This window comes from Ruegeria sp. HKCCA5491, assembly GCF_013034565.1.
GTDB lineage: Bacteria > Pseudomonadota > Alphaproteobacteria > Rhodobacterales > Rhodobacteraceae > Ruegeria.
On sequence record NZ_WQGG01000017.1, the window covers coordinates 34,345 to 52,821 of the forward strand.

An 18,477-nucleotide genomic window follows, 5' to 3' on the forward strand; every position below is an offset into this window, starting at 1 on the left:
CGGGGGCCTTGGGGTCTTAGCTGTCGAGATCGCTCAGGTGCGCGATAGCTTGCGCACTGATGTCAGCGGTTTCAGCTTCGGTCAGGCGCAATTGGCCCGCCTTGGCATTCTCGGCCGCCTGTGCCGCGTCACGCGCGCCGCAAAGCGAGAATGTGATACCGGGTTGTTGCACGGTCCAAGCGATTACCGTCTGCGCCAGCGTCGCGCCATGTGCCTCGGCAATAGGCGCGATGGTCCCCATCAGATTGGCAACCTTCTGGCGATTAGCCATCGAGAAACGCGGATTGTCCTTGCGCTGATCGTCGCCTTCGAACACCCGATCAGGACCGATCTTGCCACTGAGCAACCCTAGCGCCAGCGATGAATAGCTAAGGACCGACACAACATTCTCGCGGCACATAGGCAGCAGCGTGCCTTCGATGTCGCGCTTGACCATCGAGTATTCTTCCTGAATGGCGTCCAACTGACCGGAGGCGACATAAGCCTTGACCTCATCGACCGAAGTATTGCTGGCCCCGATAGAGCGGATTTTGCCCTGCTGTTTCAGGGTCTCTAACGCCTCCATCGTTTCAGCGATGGGGGTGGTAGGGTCCTGCCAATGGGTGATGTAGTGGTCGATGTAATCGGTACCCAGTCGGGTCAGGCTTTTCTCGACCTCATAGATAATCGCGCCCTTGCCCAGATAGCGATGCACCGGCTTGCCGTCATAGTCGAAGAAATGGTTGCCCTTCTGCGTATGCCAAACCAACCCGCATTTGGTGGCCAGCACCACCTTGTCGCGGCGCCCTTTCAATGCCTTGCCAACAATATCTTCGGCTACGCCCTGCCCATAGGCAGGGGCCGTGTCGATCAACGTAATCCCCGCATCGACCGAGGCCTGGATTGCGGCGATGGATTTCGCCTCATCCGTTCCGCCCCACATCCACCCGCCGATGGCCCAGGTTCCAAGACCGACCACAGAGGCCTCGATACCAGAGTTTCCGATTTCCCGCGTCAACATTTCATGCGACATTTCGTGCTCCTTCCATTTCCCGTAAGACTGCAGTCGCTGTGCTCTCGTCCAAGATCAGCGAATTGAGAAACTTTCCGTTCAGTACCGCCTTGATCGGCAGCACTTTCTGCGCTCCTGCGGTCACCCCGATCACCCGCTTGCAATGCGCAAGATCGTTTGGCGACACCGAGACCAGCCGCGAGTTCAGCGCATAGTTCGAGACCGAGCCGTCGATATGGATCAGGTGGGCCAGAAACTCTCCGATCACGCCCATGCCCATCAGCATCTTACGATCTGCTTCGGGCACTGGGTGAAGGTCGTAGTAGCTGGAGCCTTCCGGCTCGATTGACCCAACCCCTACAAGCGCTACATTGGCGTGGCGGGCCAGATCCAGCACCTCGCGGATCGAAGAGACCTGTTCCAACATGTCCCGCTGATCGCGGCTCTCCGCAAATAGCGGCGCATGCAACAACATTGTCTTGCCGCCCAACCGCTCTGCCATCTGCGTCGCCAAGTGATTCACATCTGTATAGTATTTGCCCTGAATGCCGCCGGTCAGGGGCACTACAGTAACATCGACTGCGCGTTCGACCTCCAACGCTTCGACCGTGGCGCTGACGGCTTTTCCGCCAGTGATCGCAATAACATCACCTTCGCTAAGGTTTTCGATCAAATGGTTGGCAGCGGCCCGCCCGACTTGTTGCAGAGTTGTTTCTTCGCTACCCGCAACCGAAGGGGTGACGATGGCCTCAGACAGGCCCGACGACTTTGTCAAATCCCGTTCGATATCCATCAGTGTCTCGAACGGGCTTTCAATGTCGATCTTGACCATGCCCATCTTGCGGCCCTGTGTGATCAGACGGTTGACCTTCGAGTTCGACAGGTTCAGCGCCCGCGCGATATCGGCCTGTTTCTGGCCTTCCAGATAGTGCAGGACCAGAACGGTGTGGATCTGCCGGATCAGCTCAAAGTCTTTCTTCTTGTCGACCATCACCCTCGCCTTTTGTTCAGGTAATGGTCGATGGTCACTGCCGCCAACAGGATCGAGCCGCGGATGATGTCCTGCCAGTAGACCGACACATCCAGCAGCGCCAAGGAACTGGAGACCAACGACAAAAGGATCACGCCCAGGATTGCGCCAAGGATTGACCCCGACCCGCCATTCAGGCTGGCCCCGCCAATGACGGCGGCGGCAATGATGGTCAGCTCCAGCCCCAGCCCGAAGGTCGGTTGGGCCGAGCCGAACCGCGCCATGTAGATAATGCCTGCAATGCCACACAGAGTTGAACAGAGCGTGGTGGTCAGGAAGATCACCTTTTTGGTGCGGATACCCGAATAGGCGGCGGCCTTTTCGTTGCTGCCAGTGTAGAACACTTTGCGGAACATAGTCGTGCGCCGCAGCATGAAGTCAAAGGCGATCACGAAGACCAGAAAAATGACGATCACGATCGGGATCTGCCCGATGGTGCCCTGCCCGATGAACTTGAACTCGGGAGGTAGGGTATAAAGGCCCAGCGGACGCCCTCCAGTGAACAGCAGGCATGCGCCCCGCGCGATCACCATGATCGCCAGCGATACGATGAAATGGTGCAGCCCTACGCGCGTCACGAAGAACCCCATGAACGCGCCAATACCCGTACAGAGTGCAATTGCCATGGCCGAGGCCACCCATGGGTTTACTCCACTCAGAAACAGCCAGCCCGCGATCACCATGGCCAGTGCCGTGACCGAGCCCACCGAAAGGTCAATGCCTCCAGATATCAGCAGGATCGTCATCCCGATCACCAGCAAGCCATCCACCGCAAAGGCCATCGACATTGCCCGCATATTAGCCCAGGTCAGAAAATACGGTGAGGCAAAGGACATGATCAGGAACAACGCCAGAATGATCACGATCAATCCGGTTTCGCGCATCCGAAACAGCCGTTTCAGAAACGGCATATTGTCGGCCGCATCCGCTTGGGCCAGATTTACGGTGTTGTCCATTTTCGCTTCTCCACTCATGCGACTGATGCCTGCGCGTCCGTGACCGAGGCCAGATGCATGATGTTTTCTTCTGTCATTTCATCGCCTGTGACTTGGCCGCTGATACGCCCTTCACGCACCACCAGCACCCGGTCACAGACACCAATCAGTTCGGGCAACTCGGACGAAATCACAACGATCCCGACACCATCGTTTGCCAAGTCTCTCAGGATCTTGTGAATTTCCGATTTCGCGCCCACGTCGACACCTCGGGTCGGCTCATCCAGAAAGATCAGCCGCGGATTGACCGAGAGCATTTTAGCAATTGCCACCTTTTGCTGGTTCCCCCCCGACAGGGACGAAACAGGATCACTCAACGACCTGCATTTCAGGTTCAGCTTACGCCCCAAAGCCTCGGCCTGAGCCTCTTCGGTGCCGGTCCGGATCAATCCGAGCGGCCCTGCCACTTGTTCGACCTTCAAGGCTGACACATTCGACGCAATCGACATATCAAGGAAAACGCCGTCGCCTTTTCGGTCTTCAGACAGGTACACCATTCCCTTGGCGATGCTGTCTTGATAGTTGCGTAGCGCTAACTTTTCACCATTGAGCCAGACATCCCCCGTGACATCCCCCTCAAGCTGGCAAATGCCTTTGACGATCTCGCTTCGTCCGGCACCAATCAATCCCGCGATGCCCAGAATTTCGCCTTTCTTCAGCTCAAAGCTGACGTCCTGAAACCGCGTCGCTTCGGATAGACCCTTAACTTTAAGGACGGTTTCCTCCGAAATCGCGCCTTCGGCGGCTTTATCGGGATACAGGTTGTCGATCACCCGGCCGACCATCGCGTTGACGACATCGCTGGGCTGAATATCTGCTACGTCATTCGTGACAATGTGCTGCCCATCGCGGAACACCGACACACGGTCGCAATTGTCGAAAATTTCGACCATCCGGTGCGAGATGTAGATGATCGAAATTCCCTGATCTGCCAGATTGCGCATGATCCCAAACAGGGTCTGAGCCTCGGTTTCCGTGAGTGCGGCTGTAGGCTCATCCAAAATCAGAATGCGGCAATCCAGCGTTAGGGCCTTGGCAATCTCGACCAGTTGCTGATTCGAGATAGATAGGTTTTTTACCAGAACCGAAGGGTCGATATCGCTGAGTTGGCGAAATACATCCACCGCCTCGCGTTCCAGTTTCTTGTAGTCCATCAGCCACGACCGGCTGACATTCGTGGTGGCCATAAAGATATTCTCGGCCACCGACACATCCGGGCACAGGGCGATTTCCTGATGGACGAAACCAATGCCCAGTTGCTGTGCCATTGTGGGCGACGAGATTTTGACCGCTTTACCGTCCAGCACAATATCCCCGCTGTCCGGTTGCAAAATCCCGTCGATCACATTCATTAGTGTCGACTTGCCCGCGCCATTCTCGCCTGCAATCGCGTGAATCTCACCCTTCTTAAGTTCGAAATTTACCCCTCGCAGCGCCTTGACCGGACCAAAGGACTTGCTGAGGTTTTCGATTTTGAGGATCACATCCCGCATCACGATGTTCATTTCTTGGCTAACTAAGTCTTAGAGTTGAGGACCGCCCACCTTAGAAGACGTCTTTAGGCAGCAAACGGTCCTCGGGGAGAAGCATGTTTCCCGATCAGGCCGGGTCACGGCCTTCCATGTAGACGTTCAGATCAAAGCTGTCGGCATTGTCCTTGGTGATGACCGCAAAGCCATTGTCCATGAACGGGATCTGAACCGGGTTGAATCCACTGGTCTGCCAGTCGTTGAACGGATCAAAGATGTCCGCCCGGTTGGCCAGATGCACCGCCATGAAGCCCATGAAGCCTTGCACACCCTGATTGGGGTTCAGCGACATGTGGATGTTGCCCGCGCGAATATGCTCCAGCGTTGTGGGCGTGACGTCCGCATGCATGATCAGGATGTCCGATTCAGCTTCCAGCTTGGCGGCCACGGCACCTTCAGCAGACCCCGCTTCTGGGATCCAGATTGCCGCGACATTCGGGTTGGCCTGGATGATCGAAGCCGTCGCACGATAAGCCGCGTTGCTGTCCTGATTGGTCGCCTGACGGCCCACCAGTTTCATATTCGGATAGTTGGCCTCCATATACGCGATTAGCGATGTCACGCGCAGGTCATGGTTCGACTGGCCGGGGTTCTCCAGAACCGCATATTCGGCGCTGTCGCCTACCTGCTTGACGATTTCTTCCGCTGCGAATTTTGCCTCGGCATGGTTGTCCGAAGTGATATAGCCGGTCCGCTTGGAATTCGGGCTATCGGCGGCAAAGGTCACGATCTCGGTTCCGTTGCCGATGGCGCGGTCAATCGGCTCGATGAACGGGTCAGACTGCATCGGGTGCAGCAGAATTCCCGCAGGCGATTTCACCAGATCCTGCTCGAACGAGGCGATCTGCTTAGTGATGTCGTAATCCGGGGTTCCCGAGAAAACGGTCTCGCATCCGAAGGCTTCGGCGGCCTGCTTGAAGCCCTGATAGACCGGTACCCAATAGGGGTGACCCGAAACCATGACGTTCATGATATAGGTCTCGCCCGGATCACACATGATGCCCTCGGCCTGTGCCGGAACCGCCGCTACACCAGCAACTGCAATTGCGGCAGATGCAACAAACCCATTGATTTTCTTGTACTTCATAGAACTCCTCCCAAGAGCGTGTCCCTGCACCTGCCTCGTAGTTTTCCTCCATTACGTGGCAAATGCAAGAAATTTCATTAATTGCGTGTTATTGCAGTAAAGTTGTTTTAGAGGTCAGCCAAAACACCCGTCAACAGCTTTTTGAAAATTTTTGGTACTGATGAAATTTTTTTCATACATTGTTTATAGGAGTGCCGTCACAATTAAGGCTGGCTCCAACCCACGTAAAACGTCAGGGATCAACAATGCTCTAATGAAAAATATTTCATAAGACGTACTAAATTCAAATATCCTCTAACCCGCCAATCCCTTTTTTGCACGCTCGGTCGAATATCGCTCGGCGACGCGCAGTTGGATCTGCGCCAAAAGTGCCGCACGAGGTATTTGGGAGGATAACTATGAACAGATTATTGGCGTCGGCTTTCGGACTAACACTGGCGACTCTTGCGGCGACGTCTTCCTCTGCCGCTGAAGAATGTGAGGGATTGAATTTCGTTTTCTTTCCCGGAGGTCCAGAAGGAGGAACCTTTGCGTCTGTGGTGTATAACGGAGCTGTCATGGCCTCAGAGCACACTGGATGCGATGTCGGGCCTGTCCGCAGTCTTCCTGCAGTCCGAAGTCACCTATTTCTGGCCCACCGGCGACGGCTTCCTGTTGCCCGCGTTGGCGGCGGTGTTTATCGGAGGCACGTCGGTCTTTGGCGGGCGTGGTTCGATGTATGGCACCTTCGTAGGCATCCTGATCATCGGATCGCTTGAGGCCGGTATCGTCGCAATGCGCGTGCAGGGCTTCTATACCCAACTGATCTATGGTTTTACGATCACGATCGCTGTCTCGATCTATGCGCTGGTTATGAAAAAGTGACCTCTTTTCCAGTACAGCCCCGAGATACGGAAGTCCCCATATGGCTGCCAAGACGAAGATAACCGGCTCGGGATAGCAACCAGCCCAGCAGGAATCCATACAACCACGATCGTTGCAGCCGAGAAGTTGGCGCAACTTCTGGAACCAAACGCGCTGGTAGTGGTTTTGGGGTCTGCCAATCTCGCCAATTGGGTTCGGGATCAAGGCTTCGTTGTTTCTGACGAAGATGTTTCTGCCTTTCTCGCGCGAATTGATCCTGGTTTCAGCTATGAAAAGTGTCCAGGGCGCAATCCGCTACTTTACGAGGCGCACTCTTTATCGGCACCAATCCGGACACGATGGCTCCATAGGAAACCGGAGTTGTGCCCGGCACAGTTTCATTGTTACAGGCAATTGAAACGGCCTCTGGTGTATCACCAATCAAAGTTGAAAAACCCGAGCCTTTCTTACTCAATTGCGCGCTGGAAACCCTGGGAACTGAAAAGCAGTCTACTATTACGATTGGCTATCAAATGTCGACTGATGTCGCATCGGCGCAAGCAGCCGGGCCAGTCACCGCGAAAACGGCAATACGACAATTCCAATGGCAACGGTGATCGCCGCAAAAAGTCGATTGGATTTAGGCCCTTCGCCAAACCACATAACGCCGATTATGGCGGCGAAGACTACAGAACTCTCGCGCAGTGCGGAAACCATGCCCAAAGGTGCAAACGTCTTGGCATATAATACAAGACCATACGCCAGTCCCGATATTACCCCGCCAGTGAGACCAGCCCAAACGAAGTTTCTGGGCATGGCTACAAGTCTTTGCCAACGAGTCGTAAAGACAAAGAAGGCAACGAATATTTCTGCAACAAACAGTAACGCGATATAGCCCAGCGTGTTTTCGGACAATCTTATGCCTATTCCATCAACAATTGAATAAGACGCAATCATCAGCCCGGTGCCGAGCGCTGCCGCTATTGCGATCCAATTGGTGTGTTTACCCAATCCGGCAAGAGCCAGAAATCCAATACCCACAGAAATACAAAGAATCCCGATCCACGCCCCGATCGAAAGAAACTCATTTGCGAAAAAGATCGCGCCCAGTGCAACCAGGATCGGTGTTATTCCGCGTGAGATCGGATAGACCACCGACAAGTCGCCATGCTTGTAGGCGGCGTTCAAAAACCAATAATACCCCCAGTGGATAAGGGTTGAGGCGACGATAAACGGAACCGCTGCCCAGACCGGCAAGCCCAGAAAAGGCAGTGCAAACAATGCCGGAATAGCGTGACCCAGCGACACCAACCCCAGAACGATGGCTTTGTCAGGTGCGCCTTTGACGATTGCGTTCCAGGACGCGTGAAGAATTGCCGCAGTCAAAACGATCAGCACAATCGAGAGAGTCAAGCTTGCGCCTTTATCGCCGCAATGACGGTATCCAGCGCGCTATCCAGATCATCCCGCGAAATGGTCAGCGGCGGAGAAAGCGTCAGCACGCAGCCTTGACTGATCTTGAAGCTTACACCGCCGTTCAGACAATCATAATAGATGCGTTCGGCACTGGCATCGTCTGCCTCGCGGGTGCTGCGGCTTTTGACGATCTCGACCCCGAACATCAGGCCACGGCCCCGGATATCCCCTACGATCTCAACCTGAGCCAGTTCGGATTCCAGCCGCCCCATCGCGTGGGCCCCCAGTTCGGAGGACCGGTCGACCAGACCTTCATCTTCTATGATCTGGATCGTGGTCAAAGCGGCGCGCGCCGTGACCGGGTTTTTTTCATGCGTGTAATGCCCGATCGCAAAATCTCCGCACACGTCCAGATCGCGGCGGGCGATGCAGGCGGCAATGGGCAAGATGCCTCCGCCAAGGGCTTTGCCAAGGGTCACGATGTCGGGCACGATCTCATCATGTTCGAAGGCGAACATCTTACCGGTCTTGCCCAGGCCAGTCGGAATCTCATCCATGATCAGCAACGCGCCATGCCGATTGCAGGCCTCGCGCACCGATTTCCAGAATCCCGCCGGGGGCACATAAGGCACCGCACGCATGGGTTCCGCGATCACGGCGGCAACATCGCCTTCGCGTTCCAAGGCGAATTCAACCATCTTGGCACAGGCCAGACCGCAGGTTTCAGGCCCGGCGTGGTTATACGGACAGCGATAGCAGGCGAAGGGTGCGACGTGCTCGGCCCCCGGCATCAGAGGGCCTGCGATATGGCTGCGAAACGTGGCCTCTCCGCCGACTGAAGCCGCACCAAAACCTGCGCCGTGAAAAGCATCCCAAAAGCTGACGGTCTTGAACCGGCCCGTCGCAGCACGCGCGATTTTCAGCGCCACCTCATTGGCGTCCGATCCGCCGGTTGTGAACAGGGTTTTGCCCAGATCACTGGGCGCGATCTCGGCCAGCTTCTCAGCCAGTTCCACCGCAGGATCATTGGTAAAGCGACGCGGGGCAAAGGGCAGGTCATCCAACTGTGCCTTGATCGCTTTGATCAGACGCGGATGACCATAGCCGATGTGATGGACCGAGTTGCCATGGAAATCCATGTACCGGCGGCCATCCAAATCTTCGATCCAGATACCTTCTGCCTTGGCGATGGTGCTAACGCAGGGGCTGGACAGACTTTGATGCAAAAACGCATCCGAGTCCCGTTTCAGCAACGGCGCGGACCGAGGGCCAATCGACGACTTTAACCAAGACCTACGCGCATCCGAGGTGTTGGACTCACCTTCAGTGTGGGTAATGCTGACTGACATATGGTCCTCGATTCTGGCTCGCATCCGGTGAAGTCAAATGCGCGAGGCCCCGTTTGGGGCCCCGCGAGCTGGGGAGAAATTCTGGTTTCTCTTATTCCCTCACCTTGGCCACGGCAGCGAATAGGTTTTGACGTTGGTGAAGAACTTCATCGCTTCGATCACGCCTTCTTTCACGCCGTTGCCGCTGTCCTTAATGCCGCCGAAGGGGGACATTTCGATGCGGTAGCCGGGTTGTTCCCAGATATTGCAGGTGCCAACGTCGAGGCCGTTGATATAGGCAATCGCACGGTTCAGGTCGTTGGTGCAGACGCCAGACGACAAGCCGAACTCGGTCGAGTTCGAGATCGCCATCACCTGATCATCATCGTCGGGTACGCGGACGATGGGAATGATGGGGCCGAAGGTTTCCTCCATCACCAGCTCGCTGTCATGGGGCACTTTATCGACCACGATGGGCGGCAGCAGCGCGCCCTGACGACCGGGGTGATAAAGGATTTCAGCACCCTCTTTTTCGGCCATGTAGACGCGGTTCTCAAACAGTTCCGCCGCCTTGTCATGGATCACGCAGCCCAGCTCAGTCTCGGGGTCCTGGGGGTCGCCGAACTTGATCTTCTTGGCCTTTTCCAACACCAGCGGAACAAACTTGTCCGCCACACTGTCCTGAACCAGAATGCGCTTGATCGCGGTGCAGCGCTGGCCCGAATTGCCGGTGGCACCGGCCACGGCAATGGTCGCGGCCTTGTCCAGATCGGCATCGGTCAAATCGTTCAGCACGATCAGGGGATCATTACCCCCCAATTCCAGCGCCTGGCGTTTGTAGACCGCCTTGGCCGCGATCATCTTGCCGACCGGAACCCCGCCGGTGAAGGTGATGATGTCGATCTTGTCATTGGTGATCATCTCGTCACCGATATCCTGCGGCCAGCCGGTGACCACCTGGAACATCTCGGGCGGCAGACCGGCCTCATACAAGATGTCAGCCAATGTCAGACAGGTCATCGGCGTCAGTTCAGTCGGTTTGCAGACCATACAGTTGTTGGTGGCAATCGATGGCGCGATCTTGTGACTGACCATATTCAGCGGGTGGTTAAAGGGCGTGATCGCACTGATCGCGCCTACGGGTTCGCGGGTAGTGAAGATCTTGCGATCCTTGCCATTGTGGGTCAGGTCGCACGAGAAGATCTCGCCATCATCCTTCAGCGCCTCGGCGGCGGCGAACTGATAGACATCCTGCGCGCGTTTGGTCTCGTAGATCGCGTGCTGGTGGCAAATGCCCAACTCCAGCACCAGCCATTTGGCGAGGTATTCGCGCCGTTCGCCGATCAACTCTCCGGCGCGTTGCAGTATCTGACTGCGTTCGTACCGGGTGAGCTTGGATTCGTAATTCGCCGCAATCTCGAACGCCTTGCGGGCGTGCTCGGCCTTGCCCGCAGGGACATGGCCGATCACTTCGTTGGTGTAAGGATAGAGAACGGGCACCGTCTCGTCGGTAAAGACGATCTCGCCGCCGATGCGCATCCCCTCATTTCTGATCTCGGTCATCGGTTGATCTTTCATGGCTTACTGGGCCGCCGCTGTCGTGGCGTAGAAAAACGCATCAAAGTTGCGCAGATCGGGCGCGTTGCCTAGATCAATCACGCGATTGACGATGAAGGGCACTTCCTGCTCGGTCAAGCCACCATGACTGCGCAGCGGCTCGCCCAGGGCCGCCAGATCGTGCCGGTCCGCCGAGGTGCCGATGGTCATCCCTCCGGTGCAGACCATAGTCAGATCCCCGATGCGGTCGGCGGGCAGTTCGTATTTGGCAACCGCCTCTTCCTTGGTCAGTACTTCCATCATCTCAGGAAGAGCAGCCACGTTGGCCTTGACCTCTGCACGGTCGGCACCTTCGGGCAGGTAGACCGTGGCAAACGATCCCAACGCACCGTGATGGACCACATACGGATCGGTGATCGGCAGGATTACACGGGCCTTGCCCTCACCCAGCCAGTCGTCAAACACGTCCTGCATATAGATGACCGACGGCTCTTTCGAGGTCGGTTCGTGCTTGGCCTTCATGCCGTGGTCGGCGGTTACAACAATGGCGGCACCCATTTCGTCCAACTGCGCCAGATACTTGTCAAACATGGCGTAGAAATCCAGCGCACCCTGCTCTTCCGGGGCGAACTTGTGCTGCACATAGTCGGTGGTCGACAGGTACATCACGTCCGGGCGCATCTCTGTGAGCAGCTTCACACCGGCGGCAAAGACAAATTCCGACAACTCGGCGGAATACACTTCCGGAACCGGCATCCCCAGCCAAGCGCTGGCATTGTCGATGCCGTGTTCTGCATTGGTGGTCTCACCCGAGCGTTCAGCCGAGAAGGCAACAGCGCGGTCTTCGTCAAACTTCAGGCCAGCCCCCAGCAGCGCGCGCAGCTTGTCCTTGGCGGTGACCATTGCGACGCGATAACCCGCCTCATAAAACTGCGAGAAGATGGTTGGCGCACGCAAGAAGCGCACATCGTTCATCATCACCTCTTCACCAGTTTCCGGGTCATAAAGGAAGTTGCCGCAAATCCCATGCACGATGGGCGGGCGACCGGTGGCGATCGACAGGTTGTTGGGGTTGGTGAAGGACGGGATCACCGAATGCGCCAGCCGGTCGGTGCCGGTTTCACGGATACGCTTGAGCGTCGGCATCAGCCCTTTGGCGATGGCTACATCCAGATATTCCGGCTCGCACCCGTCCAGACAGATGGCAATGGCAGGGACTTTGGGGGCCGGGTAAACGCGCTCATTCGCCGTCACGGGGGTTTGAATAGTCATTTAGGGGTGTCCTTGTTTCTTATGCAGCCAACTTGGCGCGTTCTTTAAGTGCGAGTGCCGGAGGAGCCGCGCTGGCGACCCCCATCTCGGCCAGAGTTTCCTTGGCAGCAGCAACAACCTGCCGCATAACTTGCTCGTCCATCTGCCCGATGCAGCCGACGCGGAAACTGTCCACAACCGTCAACTTGCCCGGATAGATGATAAAGCCTTTGTCCTTCATCAGATCGTAGAAGCGCGAGAACACGAACTTTTCGTCCGCGGGGCAGAAAAACGTCACAATGATCGGGCTTAGCCAGCGGTTCTGAAGCAGCGTCTCGAACCCAAGCTCGCGCATACCTGCAACCATCACGTCGCGGTTTTTCGCGTAACGCGCACCGCGTCCTGCAACACCACCTTCGGCCTCGTGCGCCCTAAGTGCTTCGAGGAAGGCGGCAACCACGTGGGTCGGCGGAGTAAACCGCCACTGGCCGGTCTTTTCCATATGCGCCCATTGCGCATGTACATCCAGCGACAGCGAGTGGCTGTTGCCCTTTGCGACCTCCAACTCATCCTTCCGGGCGATGATAAAGCCAAAGCCAGGCACGCCTTCGATGCATTTGTTAGCCGAGGACACCATCGCCTCATACCGGATTTCTAACGGCTTCAGTTCAATAGCGCCAAAGGCAGACATCGAATCGATCAGCAGCTTCCGGCCCGCCGCATAGACCGCCTCGGAAATCTCTTCGACCGGGTTCAGAATGCCCGAGGAAGTCTCGCAATGGATCGCGACCACGTGGGTGATAGCCGGATCGTTGGCGAGGATTTCGGCCACTTCCGAACCGCGCGGAGGCAGGTAATCGCCCTTGTCTAGAACCAGATGATCACGTCCGAGGTATTCCAGCGTCTGCGCCGAGCGCTGGCCATAAGCCCCGTTCGCAAGAACCAGTGTCTTGCTTTCCCGCGGGATGAACGATGCCAACATCGCCTCAACGGAAAAACTGCCACTGCCTTGCATCGGCACACAATCATAGGCGTCACCGCCTTCGCCAAGCAAGGCAAGCAACCGGGTGCGCATGTCACGAGTCATGGCGCGGAAATCATCATCCCAGCTCCCCCAATCGCGCAGCATCGCTTGTTTTACAGCATAAGATGTCGTCAATGGACCTGGCGTCAGAAGAAATGGTTCGCCCAGTTTCGGCGACGGGATTTTTGGATCTGATTGGATCATTTTGGCGCTCCGGGAGGTCATCTTAGGACTACATTTGCATCACGAATTTCCATATGTAAAATCGCTAAAATCAATCTGATCATAGGTAAAACTTATGGAAAATCAGGAAGGGAAAAATGCGACATAGCCAGCTGAGAGCGTTTCATTATGTGGCCTTGCACGGTGGGTTTTCCCGTGCAGCCGAAGTCCTGTTTCTGACCCAGCCGGCTGTTTCGGAACAGGTACGCAGGTTGGAGCAGGAACACGACCTGTTGCTGTTTCAACGTGAACGCAAACGCGTTTTTCTAACGCCTCAGGGCGAACGTTTGTTCCGATACACCAAACAGTACTTTGAGATTGAGACTCAGATCGAAGATTACCTGTCTGAATCCAAGGCCGCTGTAGAAGGCGAGCTTCGCATCATCGCGGACTCGGCACACCATCTAACCGATTTCCTTGGGCCTTTCCGGGCCGCATTTCCTTTGATCAAGCTTACTGTGAGATCTGGCAACACCAACGAAGTCCTGGACGAGCTTAGGGCCTATAACGCCGAAATCGGTATCGTCGGCAGCCCCTCTCCTGGCAATGACATGACGCTTTTGAATTTGGGTGAGTCGAGCATCATAGCCTTCGCTAACCGTGAATTGTTACCAAAGGCCACGACCAGTTTAAGATTCAACGAGCTGGACACTTTGCCATTGGTGTTTCGAGAAAGCGGCTCAAAAACTCGCCAGAAACTGGAAGAAGAAGCTGAAAGAAGAAAGACGAAACTAAATCCGGCTATTGTGGCCGAAGGACGCGAGGCGGTACGCGAACTGGTCGCATCTGGCGCCGGGATCGGATTTGTCTCCCAAGCCGAATTTGGCCGCGATGATCGCCTCAGGCAGATTGAACTCAAGGACGTGGACCTGCGTATGGGTGAAAGTATGATCTACCTCTCACAACGCCAAGAGGTCAAAGTCATCCGCACGTTTATGGATTTCGTCAAGCGCGTACAGGCGACAAAGCCAACCTCTGAAGCGGTGTAAGCAGCCCCGGAGGTTGGAAAATCTGGCCCGGGCTCAGCGGCTGCGCCAGGCTTGAGTGCGGCTCAGAATGCCTTTTGATGCAATCAGGTGCAGGATTCGGGCCGCCGCGTTGGTGTAGAAGATCATCATTCCCATCGCGGCAGCAGGTGCGATATCTCCCGCATCATCCATATTCAGCACCGCAATTGAGGCCAGCGTCGTCTTGGGCGAATACAGGAACACCACCGCCGACACCGTCGTCATCGCGTTGACGAACAGATAGATCGAGATATCCAGGATCGCAGGCAGACATACCGGCACCGTCACCCGCGCGAACAGCTTCATAGTTGGCTGCTTGAGCGAAGCCGAAACAGATTCAAACTCTGTATCCATCTGCTTGAGAGCCGTCACCGCCGTCAGGTGCGACACGGTATAAAAGTGGGTTACCGAGCAGATTACAAGGATGGCCATCGTACCGTAGATCGCGTTTAGCGGGTTCGAGGGGTTGTTGAAGAAGATATAAGCCAGACCCAGCACCATTCCGGGGATCGCCATCGGCAACATGGCAAACATCTGGAACAGCGCCCGCCCGGTTTTGAAGCCGTTTGACTTTTCCACCAGATAAGCACCGAAGAAAATGATCGAGGTGCCGATCACCGCCGTCAACAGCGCCATCTTGATCGAGTTGAAGTACGACCCCCAGCCACCGCCATCCATCTTGTCGAACTGATAGTTGTTCAGGCTCAGGCTCAGGTCATATGGCCAGAACATGATCAGCGCGGCGAATTGGCAAACCGCCAGCATTCCAACGATAAACAGGGCAACCATGCTGCAATAGATCAGCATGATGCGATCGGTTTTCGGGTTGGGTTTCGGCCGATACGGCACCGAACGCGCCGACAGCAGCGCCACCTGTTTCGACTGCACCAGACGGTCGATGGCAAATGCCAGAATAGCCGGAACCACCAGAACAACCGAGACGACAGCGCCCATTTCAAAGTTTTGTTGGCCGATCACCTGCTTGTAGATATCCACTGCCAGAACGTTGAACTGACCACCGATTACCTTCGGCAGGCCAAAGTCGGTGATCACAAGGTTGAACACAACAAAAGCCGCCGAGATCAGGCCATAGCGCGCACCCGGAATGGTCACGGTCCAGAAGGTACGCCAAGGGGTTGAGCGAAGACTCGACGCGGCCTCATATAGTCGAGCGTCTGAGATTGCCAAAGCCGTCGATATGATCAGGAAAGCATGTGGGAAAGTGAAGAAGACCGAGCCGATGACGATGCCGATGGGGCCGTAGATACTTGCCCCAAACAACAGCTCTTTCAGCATCCCCTGATTGCCAAACAGATAAACCAGTGCGATGCCAGGCAACAGCGAGGGAACAAGGATCGGAGCCATGGCGACCAGCCGGAACATGCCCTTGAACCGCATACAGCTGCGGTTCAGCGCATAGGCAAACCAAAAGGCCAGCGTGACGGTTATGATCGTGCTTACGATCGCAATCCATATCGAGTTCTTGACCGAGTTGAACAACGCCGGCGTCGAGAAATAGTTGGCGAAGTTTTCTATACCAGTCGCTTTTACCGGGCGCAGTTGCACGCGCCGGAAGGTATTCGAATCAAGCTCGACCCAGTCTGTGCCTTTCTGCAGGTTCGACCCGATCAGGAACCGACCATCGGGCTCCGTGTTTCGGATTTTATACATCACCGGGCTACGGAAACTGAAATCGGGGAAGAATAGCGTAACCGACAGCCGCCCGTCAGAGCCGGTCGAAAGTTCCTGATCGGTATAGGCCCCGGTTTCCGTATTCAATTGGGTGCCGTTCAGGATGGTTCCACTGAACACACCGTTGTCGTCACTTACCTGAAACTCGTATTGCGACAGCTCTATCCGATAGGTCGAGAACGACTTGGACAGCATCGCCCAAAGCGGAAACGCCAGCGTCACGACCAGGTACAGGGCGATGACCATCATGCCACCGCGCATGATGAGGTCGTCGCGGCTCAGCTTGCCCTTGATCAGCGGGCCAGCGGGGAGAGAGGTGGTGTCAGTCATCAGCCCTCCTCCGCCGGCGTGAAGGCCATCAGACGGTTGCGGGGCAGTTCGATCATCATCTGCTCGCCCGCTTCAAGACCCAGACGACGGACCGCATTGATCGAGAAGTCACCGATCAGCTCCTTCGCACCGAAAGTCTGATGCGACAGGCGGCAGCGCCAGAACGAACCGAGGAACTCCATTTCAGTGATCAACACCTCAAACGCATTTTCTGGCGTTGTGATGACGTCCGGCGCGTCCGGTGAACGCGCGCCTTCGCCATGCGGAATGATATCCTCGGGGCGAACGGCCGCGACGATCCGGTTGCCTTTCTGCAGGCTGTGCGGCTCGCATTTCAGTATTGAACCGCCCAATTCCAACGTCTCGGCATCGCCCGCGACGGCGGGTAGCTGGTTCATTTCACCAATAAAATCGGCCACGAACAGGTTGGCTGGGTGGCGGTAGATCTCGGTCGGAGTGCCAACCTGCTCGATCACGCCATGGTTCATGACAACGATCCGGTCAGCCATGGCCAGCGCCTCTTCCTGGTCGTGTGTCACCATCACGGTGGTCACGCCCAGCTTACGCTGCAGTTCCTTGATCTCGTGCCGCAAATGTACACGGACCTTGGCATCAAGCGCCGACAGCGGCTCATCCAACAGCAACAGACCAGGATTGGTGGCAATGGCGCGCGCAAGCGCAATCCGCTGTTGCTGTCCACCCGAAAGCTGGGCTGGGTATTTGCTGCCCTGATCCGGCAGACCCACGAGGTTCAACAGTTCAGCCACGCGCACTGCAATTTCTGATTTGCTGCGGCCAGTGTTTTCTAGCCCAAATGCAATGTTCTTTTCGATCGTCAGGTTCGGAAACAGCGCGTAGGACTGGAACACAATGCCAAAATCGCGCTCGGACGGGGGCAGGTTCGAGACATCCTTGCCATCCTGCATCACAGTACCCTTGGTTTGCAGGTCCAGACCTGCGATCGCGCGCAGCAGGGTTGTCTTGCCGCAACCGGAAGGGCCCAGAAAACAGATGAATTCGCCTTCGTTGATGTCCAGCGAGATATCCCGGAGGGCCAGAAATTCGCCAAACGCTTTCCAGAGGTCTTGGATACTCAGATAGAGATCACCGGGAGAGGTTTTCTTGAGCACGGGGAGTGGTCCTTGAGCTTTGCGCAGCAGCCATGACGCAAGAATGGCCAGAAATTCGCCGCGTCGGTCATATGAATTATTAGGGGAGGCGTATCCAGCGGACGGAGGGGCATTAAGCCCCTCCGGCTTGAGTGGTTATTCTTTGGGCTCGGACTTACCATCATAGCGCGACTGCCATTCTTTCAGGATAGCGGCGCGATTATTGGCTGCGAACTCAAAGTCATTCTCGATCATCGCGTCCAACAAACCGTCGGGGAAGTGTTCAACCGGTTTGGCAACGCCCGGCATTGCGACAACAGCATAGCCCACGTTGTACATTTCGTTGGCTTCTTTGGTGACCGAGAAATCAACAAGTTTCTGTGCTGCTTCCTGATTGGCCGTCCCGGCAACAATCGCGGTCGCTTCCATATCCCAGCCAACGCCTTCGCTTGGCACGATGATTTCCAGTGGCGCGCCCGCGGCCTTGGATTTGGCACCGCGGAACGCAAACGAAATCCCGATCGGAATCTCACCGGCGGCGGCCAGCTTGCACGGCTTTGAACCAGAGTGGGTATAACGCGCAATGTTCCCATGCAGCGCGTCCATGTATTCCCAGCCACCTTCTTCACCGAACAACTGCAACCAGCTTGAAACGTCGAGGAATCCGGTCCCAGACGAGTTCGGGTTCGGCATGATGACATGACCCTGATACTGTGCGTCGGTCAGATCTTTCCACGATGTCGGCGGCGTCAGGCCCGCCTTTTCGGCCTCGACCGTATTGTAGCAGACCGAGGCGACCCAAGCGTCCATACCCACCCAACTGGGAACATCGCCGCTGTCGACGAATTTGGGATCCAGCTTTTCTACTGACCTGAGCCCAGCGATCCGGGCGGGAGATTCAACTCAATAGACGACGATGGTGACGCTCGTTTCGGCTCAGAAGCCCGGTGGATGGTCGACACTCATGCGACAATTGCCAGCCACGAAAAACGGGCGACTCTTGCCGCCCGTTTAATCTTCACACGTCGATCTTTTCTGCGATACTCAGCGCGTCTTCCAATTCAAC

At 56.1% G+C, this 18,477-nt stretch carries 16 protein-coding genes; 3 read left to right on the forward strand and 13 right to left on the reverse strand.

The window, feature by feature from the left end:
- Nucleotides 1–16: 16 nt before the first annotated feature.
- The 5 genes from GOV88_RS19395 to GOV88_RS19415 all read right to left on the reverse strand — a co-directional run bounded on the left by GOV88_RS19395 (nt 17) and on the right by GOV88_RS19415 (nt 5,632).
- Entirely contained in the window at nt 17–1,012 is a 996-nt protein-coding gene (locus GOV88_RS19395; RefSeq protein WP_171241428.1) for an aldo/keto reductase, read from the reverse strand.
- Nucleotides 1,002–1,982 carry a sugar-binding transcriptional regulator gene (locus GOV88_RS19400; protein ID WP_171212756.1) on the reverse strand — a complete coding sequence of 327 codons (981 nt, stop codon included), beginning with the start codon at nt 1,980–1,982 and terminating at the stop codon, nt 1,002–1,004. The genes GOV88_RS19395 and GOV88_RS19400 overlap by 11 nt, the downstream gene beginning before the upstream one ends.
- Nucleotides 1,982–2,977: an ABC transporter permease gene (locus GOV88_RS19405; RefSeq protein ID WP_171124766.1), complete on the reverse strand. Its 996-nt coding sequence runs from the start codon at nt 2,975–2,977 to the stop codon at nt 1,982–1,984. Before GOV88_RS19405 ends, GOV88_RS19400 begins: the two co-directional genes overlap by 1 nt.
- Before the next feature lie 14 nt (nt 2,978–2,991).
- Nucleotides 2,992–4,521 carry a sugar ABC transporter ATP-binding protein gene (locus GOV88_RS19410; RefSeq protein WP_217354442.1) on the reverse strand — a complete coding sequence of 510 codons (1,530 nt, stop codon included), beginning with the start codon at nt 4,519–4,521 and terminating at the stop codon, nt 2,992–2,994.
- Between the two features lie 94 nt (nt 4,522–4,615).
- Nucleotides 4,616–5,632, reverse strand: a complete 1,017-nt coding sequence (locus GOV88_RS19415; protein ID WP_171124768.1) for a substrate-binding domain-containing protein — start codon at nt 5,630–5,632, stop codon at nt 4,616–4,618.
- A gap of 528 nt (nt 5,633–6,160) precedes the next feature.
- Between GOV88_RS19415 and GOV88_RS19420 the strand changes: the two genes are divergently transcribed.
- The gene (locus GOV88_RS19420; RefSeq protein WP_171241429.1) at nt 6,161–6,496 is read left to right on the forward strand and encodes a hypothetical protein; all 336 of its coding nucleotides are present in this window, start codon (nt 6,161–6,163) and stop codon (nt 6,494–6,496) included.
- 362 nt (nt 6,497–6,858) lie between these two features.
- The gene (locus tag GOV88_RS20805; RefSeq protein ID WP_171241430.1) at nt 6,859–7,092 is read left to right on the forward strand and encodes an HAD hydrolase-like protein; all 234 of its coding nucleotides are present in this window, start codon (nt 6,859–6,861) and stop codon (nt 7,090–7,092) included.
- Here GOV88_RS20805 and GOV88_RS19430 read toward each other — a convergent pair.
- From GOV88_RS19430 to GOV88_RS19450, 5 genes are all read right to left on the reverse strand, one after another.
- A complete protein-coding gene (locus GOV88_RS19430; protein ID WP_171241431.1) occupies nt 7,049–7,888 on the reverse strand; it encodes an EamA family transporter in 840 nt (279 codons plus the stop codon). The genes GOV88_RS20805 and GOV88_RS19430 overlap by 44 nt on opposite strands.
- Complete coding sequence (locus GOV88_RS19435) at nt 7,885–9,240, reverse strand: aspartate aminotransferase family protein (RefSeq protein ID WP_171241432.1); 1,356 nt, start codon at nt 9,238–9,240, stop codon at nt 7,885–7,887. Before GOV88_RS19435 ends, GOV88_RS19430 begins: the two co-directional genes overlap by 4 nt.
- Nucleotides 9,241–9,339: 99 nt before the next feature.
- Nucleotides 9,340–10,782, reverse strand: a complete 1,443-nt coding sequence (phnY, locus tag GOV88_RS19440; protein WP_254449275.1) for a phosphonoacetaldehyde dehydrogenase — start codon at nt 10,780–10,782, stop codon at nt 9,340–9,342.
- A gap of 18 nt (nt 10,783–10,800) precedes the next feature.
- On the reverse strand, nt 10,801–12,048 hold the full coding sequence (gene phnA, locus GOV88_RS19445) for a phosphonoacetate hydrolase (RefSeq protein ID WP_171241434.1): 1,248 nt from the start codon (nt 12,046–12,048) through the stop codon (nt 10,801–10,803).
- 19 nt (nt 12,049–12,067) lie between these two features.
- Nucleotides 12,068–13,255 (reverse strand): 2-aminoethylphosphonate--pyruvate transaminase, encoded by a 1,188-nt coding sequence (locus tag GOV88_RS19450; RefSeq protein ID WP_171241435.1) that lies wholly within the window; start codon nt 13,253–13,255, stop codon nt 12,068–12,070.
- 116 nt (nt 13,256–13,371) lie between these two features.
- On the opposite strand from GOV88_RS19450, the gene GOV88_RS19455 reads away from it, so the two are divergent.
- Complete coding sequence (locus GOV88_RS19455) at nt 13,372–14,262, forward strand: LysR substrate-binding domain-containing protein (RefSeq protein ID WP_171126969.1); 891 nt, start codon at nt 13,372–13,374, stop codon at nt 14,260–14,262.
- Nucleotides 14,263–14,295: 33 nt separating this feature from the next.
- Here the strand turns inward: GOV88_RS19455 and GOV88_RS19460 are convergent, their stop codons facing one another.
- The 3 genes from GOV88_RS19460 to GOV88_RS19470 form a co-directional block, all read right to left on the reverse strand.
- Nucleotides 14,296–16,302, reverse strand: a complete 2,007-nt coding sequence (locus GOV88_RS19460; RefSeq protein ID WP_171241436.1) for a putative 2-aminoethylphosphonate ABC transporter permease subunit — start codon at nt 16,300–16,302, stop codon at nt 14,296–14,298.
- Nucleotides 16,302–17,432 (reverse strand): putative 2-aminoethylphosphonate ABC transporter ATP-binding protein, encoded by a 1,131-nt coding sequence (locus tag GOV88_RS19465; RefSeq protein ID WP_371808269.1) that lies wholly within the window; start codon nt 17,430–17,432, stop codon nt 16,302–16,304. Before GOV88_RS19465 ends, GOV88_RS19460 begins: the two co-directional genes overlap by 1 nt.
- A gap of 135 nt (nt 17,433–17,567) precedes the next feature.
- Nucleotides 17,568–18,221 carry an extracellular solute-binding protein gene (locus GOV88_RS19470; RefSeq protein ID WP_254449276.1) on the reverse strand — a complete coding sequence of 218 codons (654 nt, stop codon included), beginning with the start codon at nt 18,219–18,221 and terminating at the stop codon, nt 17,568–17,570.
- Between the last annotated feature and the right edge of the window lie 256 nt (nt 18,222–18,477).

Bases quoted from the DNA above. Each gene is read 5' to 3' on its own strand.
- GOV88_RS19470 (WP_254449276.1), bottom strand. From the start codon at position 18,221: ATGGACGCTTGGGTCGCCTCGGTCTGCTACAATACGGTCGAGGCCGAA.
- GOV88_RS19435 (WP_171241432.1), bottom strand. From the start codon at position 9,240: ATGTCAGTCAGCATTACCCACACTGAAGGTGAGTCCAACACCTCGGAT.
- GOV88_RS19395 (WP_171241428.1), bottom strand. From the start codon at position 1,012: ATGTCGCATGAAATGTTGACGCGGGAAATCGGAAACTCTGGTATCGAG.
- GOV88_RS19415 (WP_171124768.1), bottom strand. From the start codon at position 5,632: ATGAAGTACAAGAAAATCAATGGGTTTGTTGCATCTGCCGCAATTGCA.
- GOV88_RS19455 (WP_171126969.1), top strand. From the start codon at position 13,372: ATGCGACATAGCCAGCTGAGAGCGTTTCATTATGTGGCCTTGCACGGT.
- GOV88_RS19400 (WP_171212756.1), bottom strand. From the start codon at position 1,982: ATGGTCGACAAGAAGAAAGACTTTGAGCTGATCCGGCAGATCCACACC.
- phnA (WP_171241434.1), bottom strand. From the start codon at position 12,048: ATGACTATTCAAACCCCCGTGACGGCGAATGAGCGCGTTTACCCGGCC.
- GOV88_RS19450 (WP_171241435.1), bottom strand. From the start codon at position 13,255: ATGATCCAATCAGATCCAAAAATCCCGTCGCCGAAACTGGGCGAACCA.
- GOV88_RS19460 (WP_171241436.1), bottom strand. From the start codon at position 16,302: ATGACTGACACCACCTCTCTCCCCGCTGGCCCGCTGATCAAGGGCAAG.
- GOV88_RS19410 (WP_217354442.1), bottom strand. From the start codon at position 4,521: ATGAACATCGTGATGCGGGATGTGATCCTCAAAATCGAAAACCTCAGC.
- phnY (WP_254449275.1), bottom strand. From the start codon at position 10,782: ATGACCGAGATCAGAAATGAGGGGATGCGCATCGGCGGCGAGATCGTC.
- GOV88_RS19405 (WP_171124766.1), bottom strand. From the start codon at position 2,977: ATGGACAACACCGTAAATCTGGCCCAAGCGGATGCGGCCGACAATATG.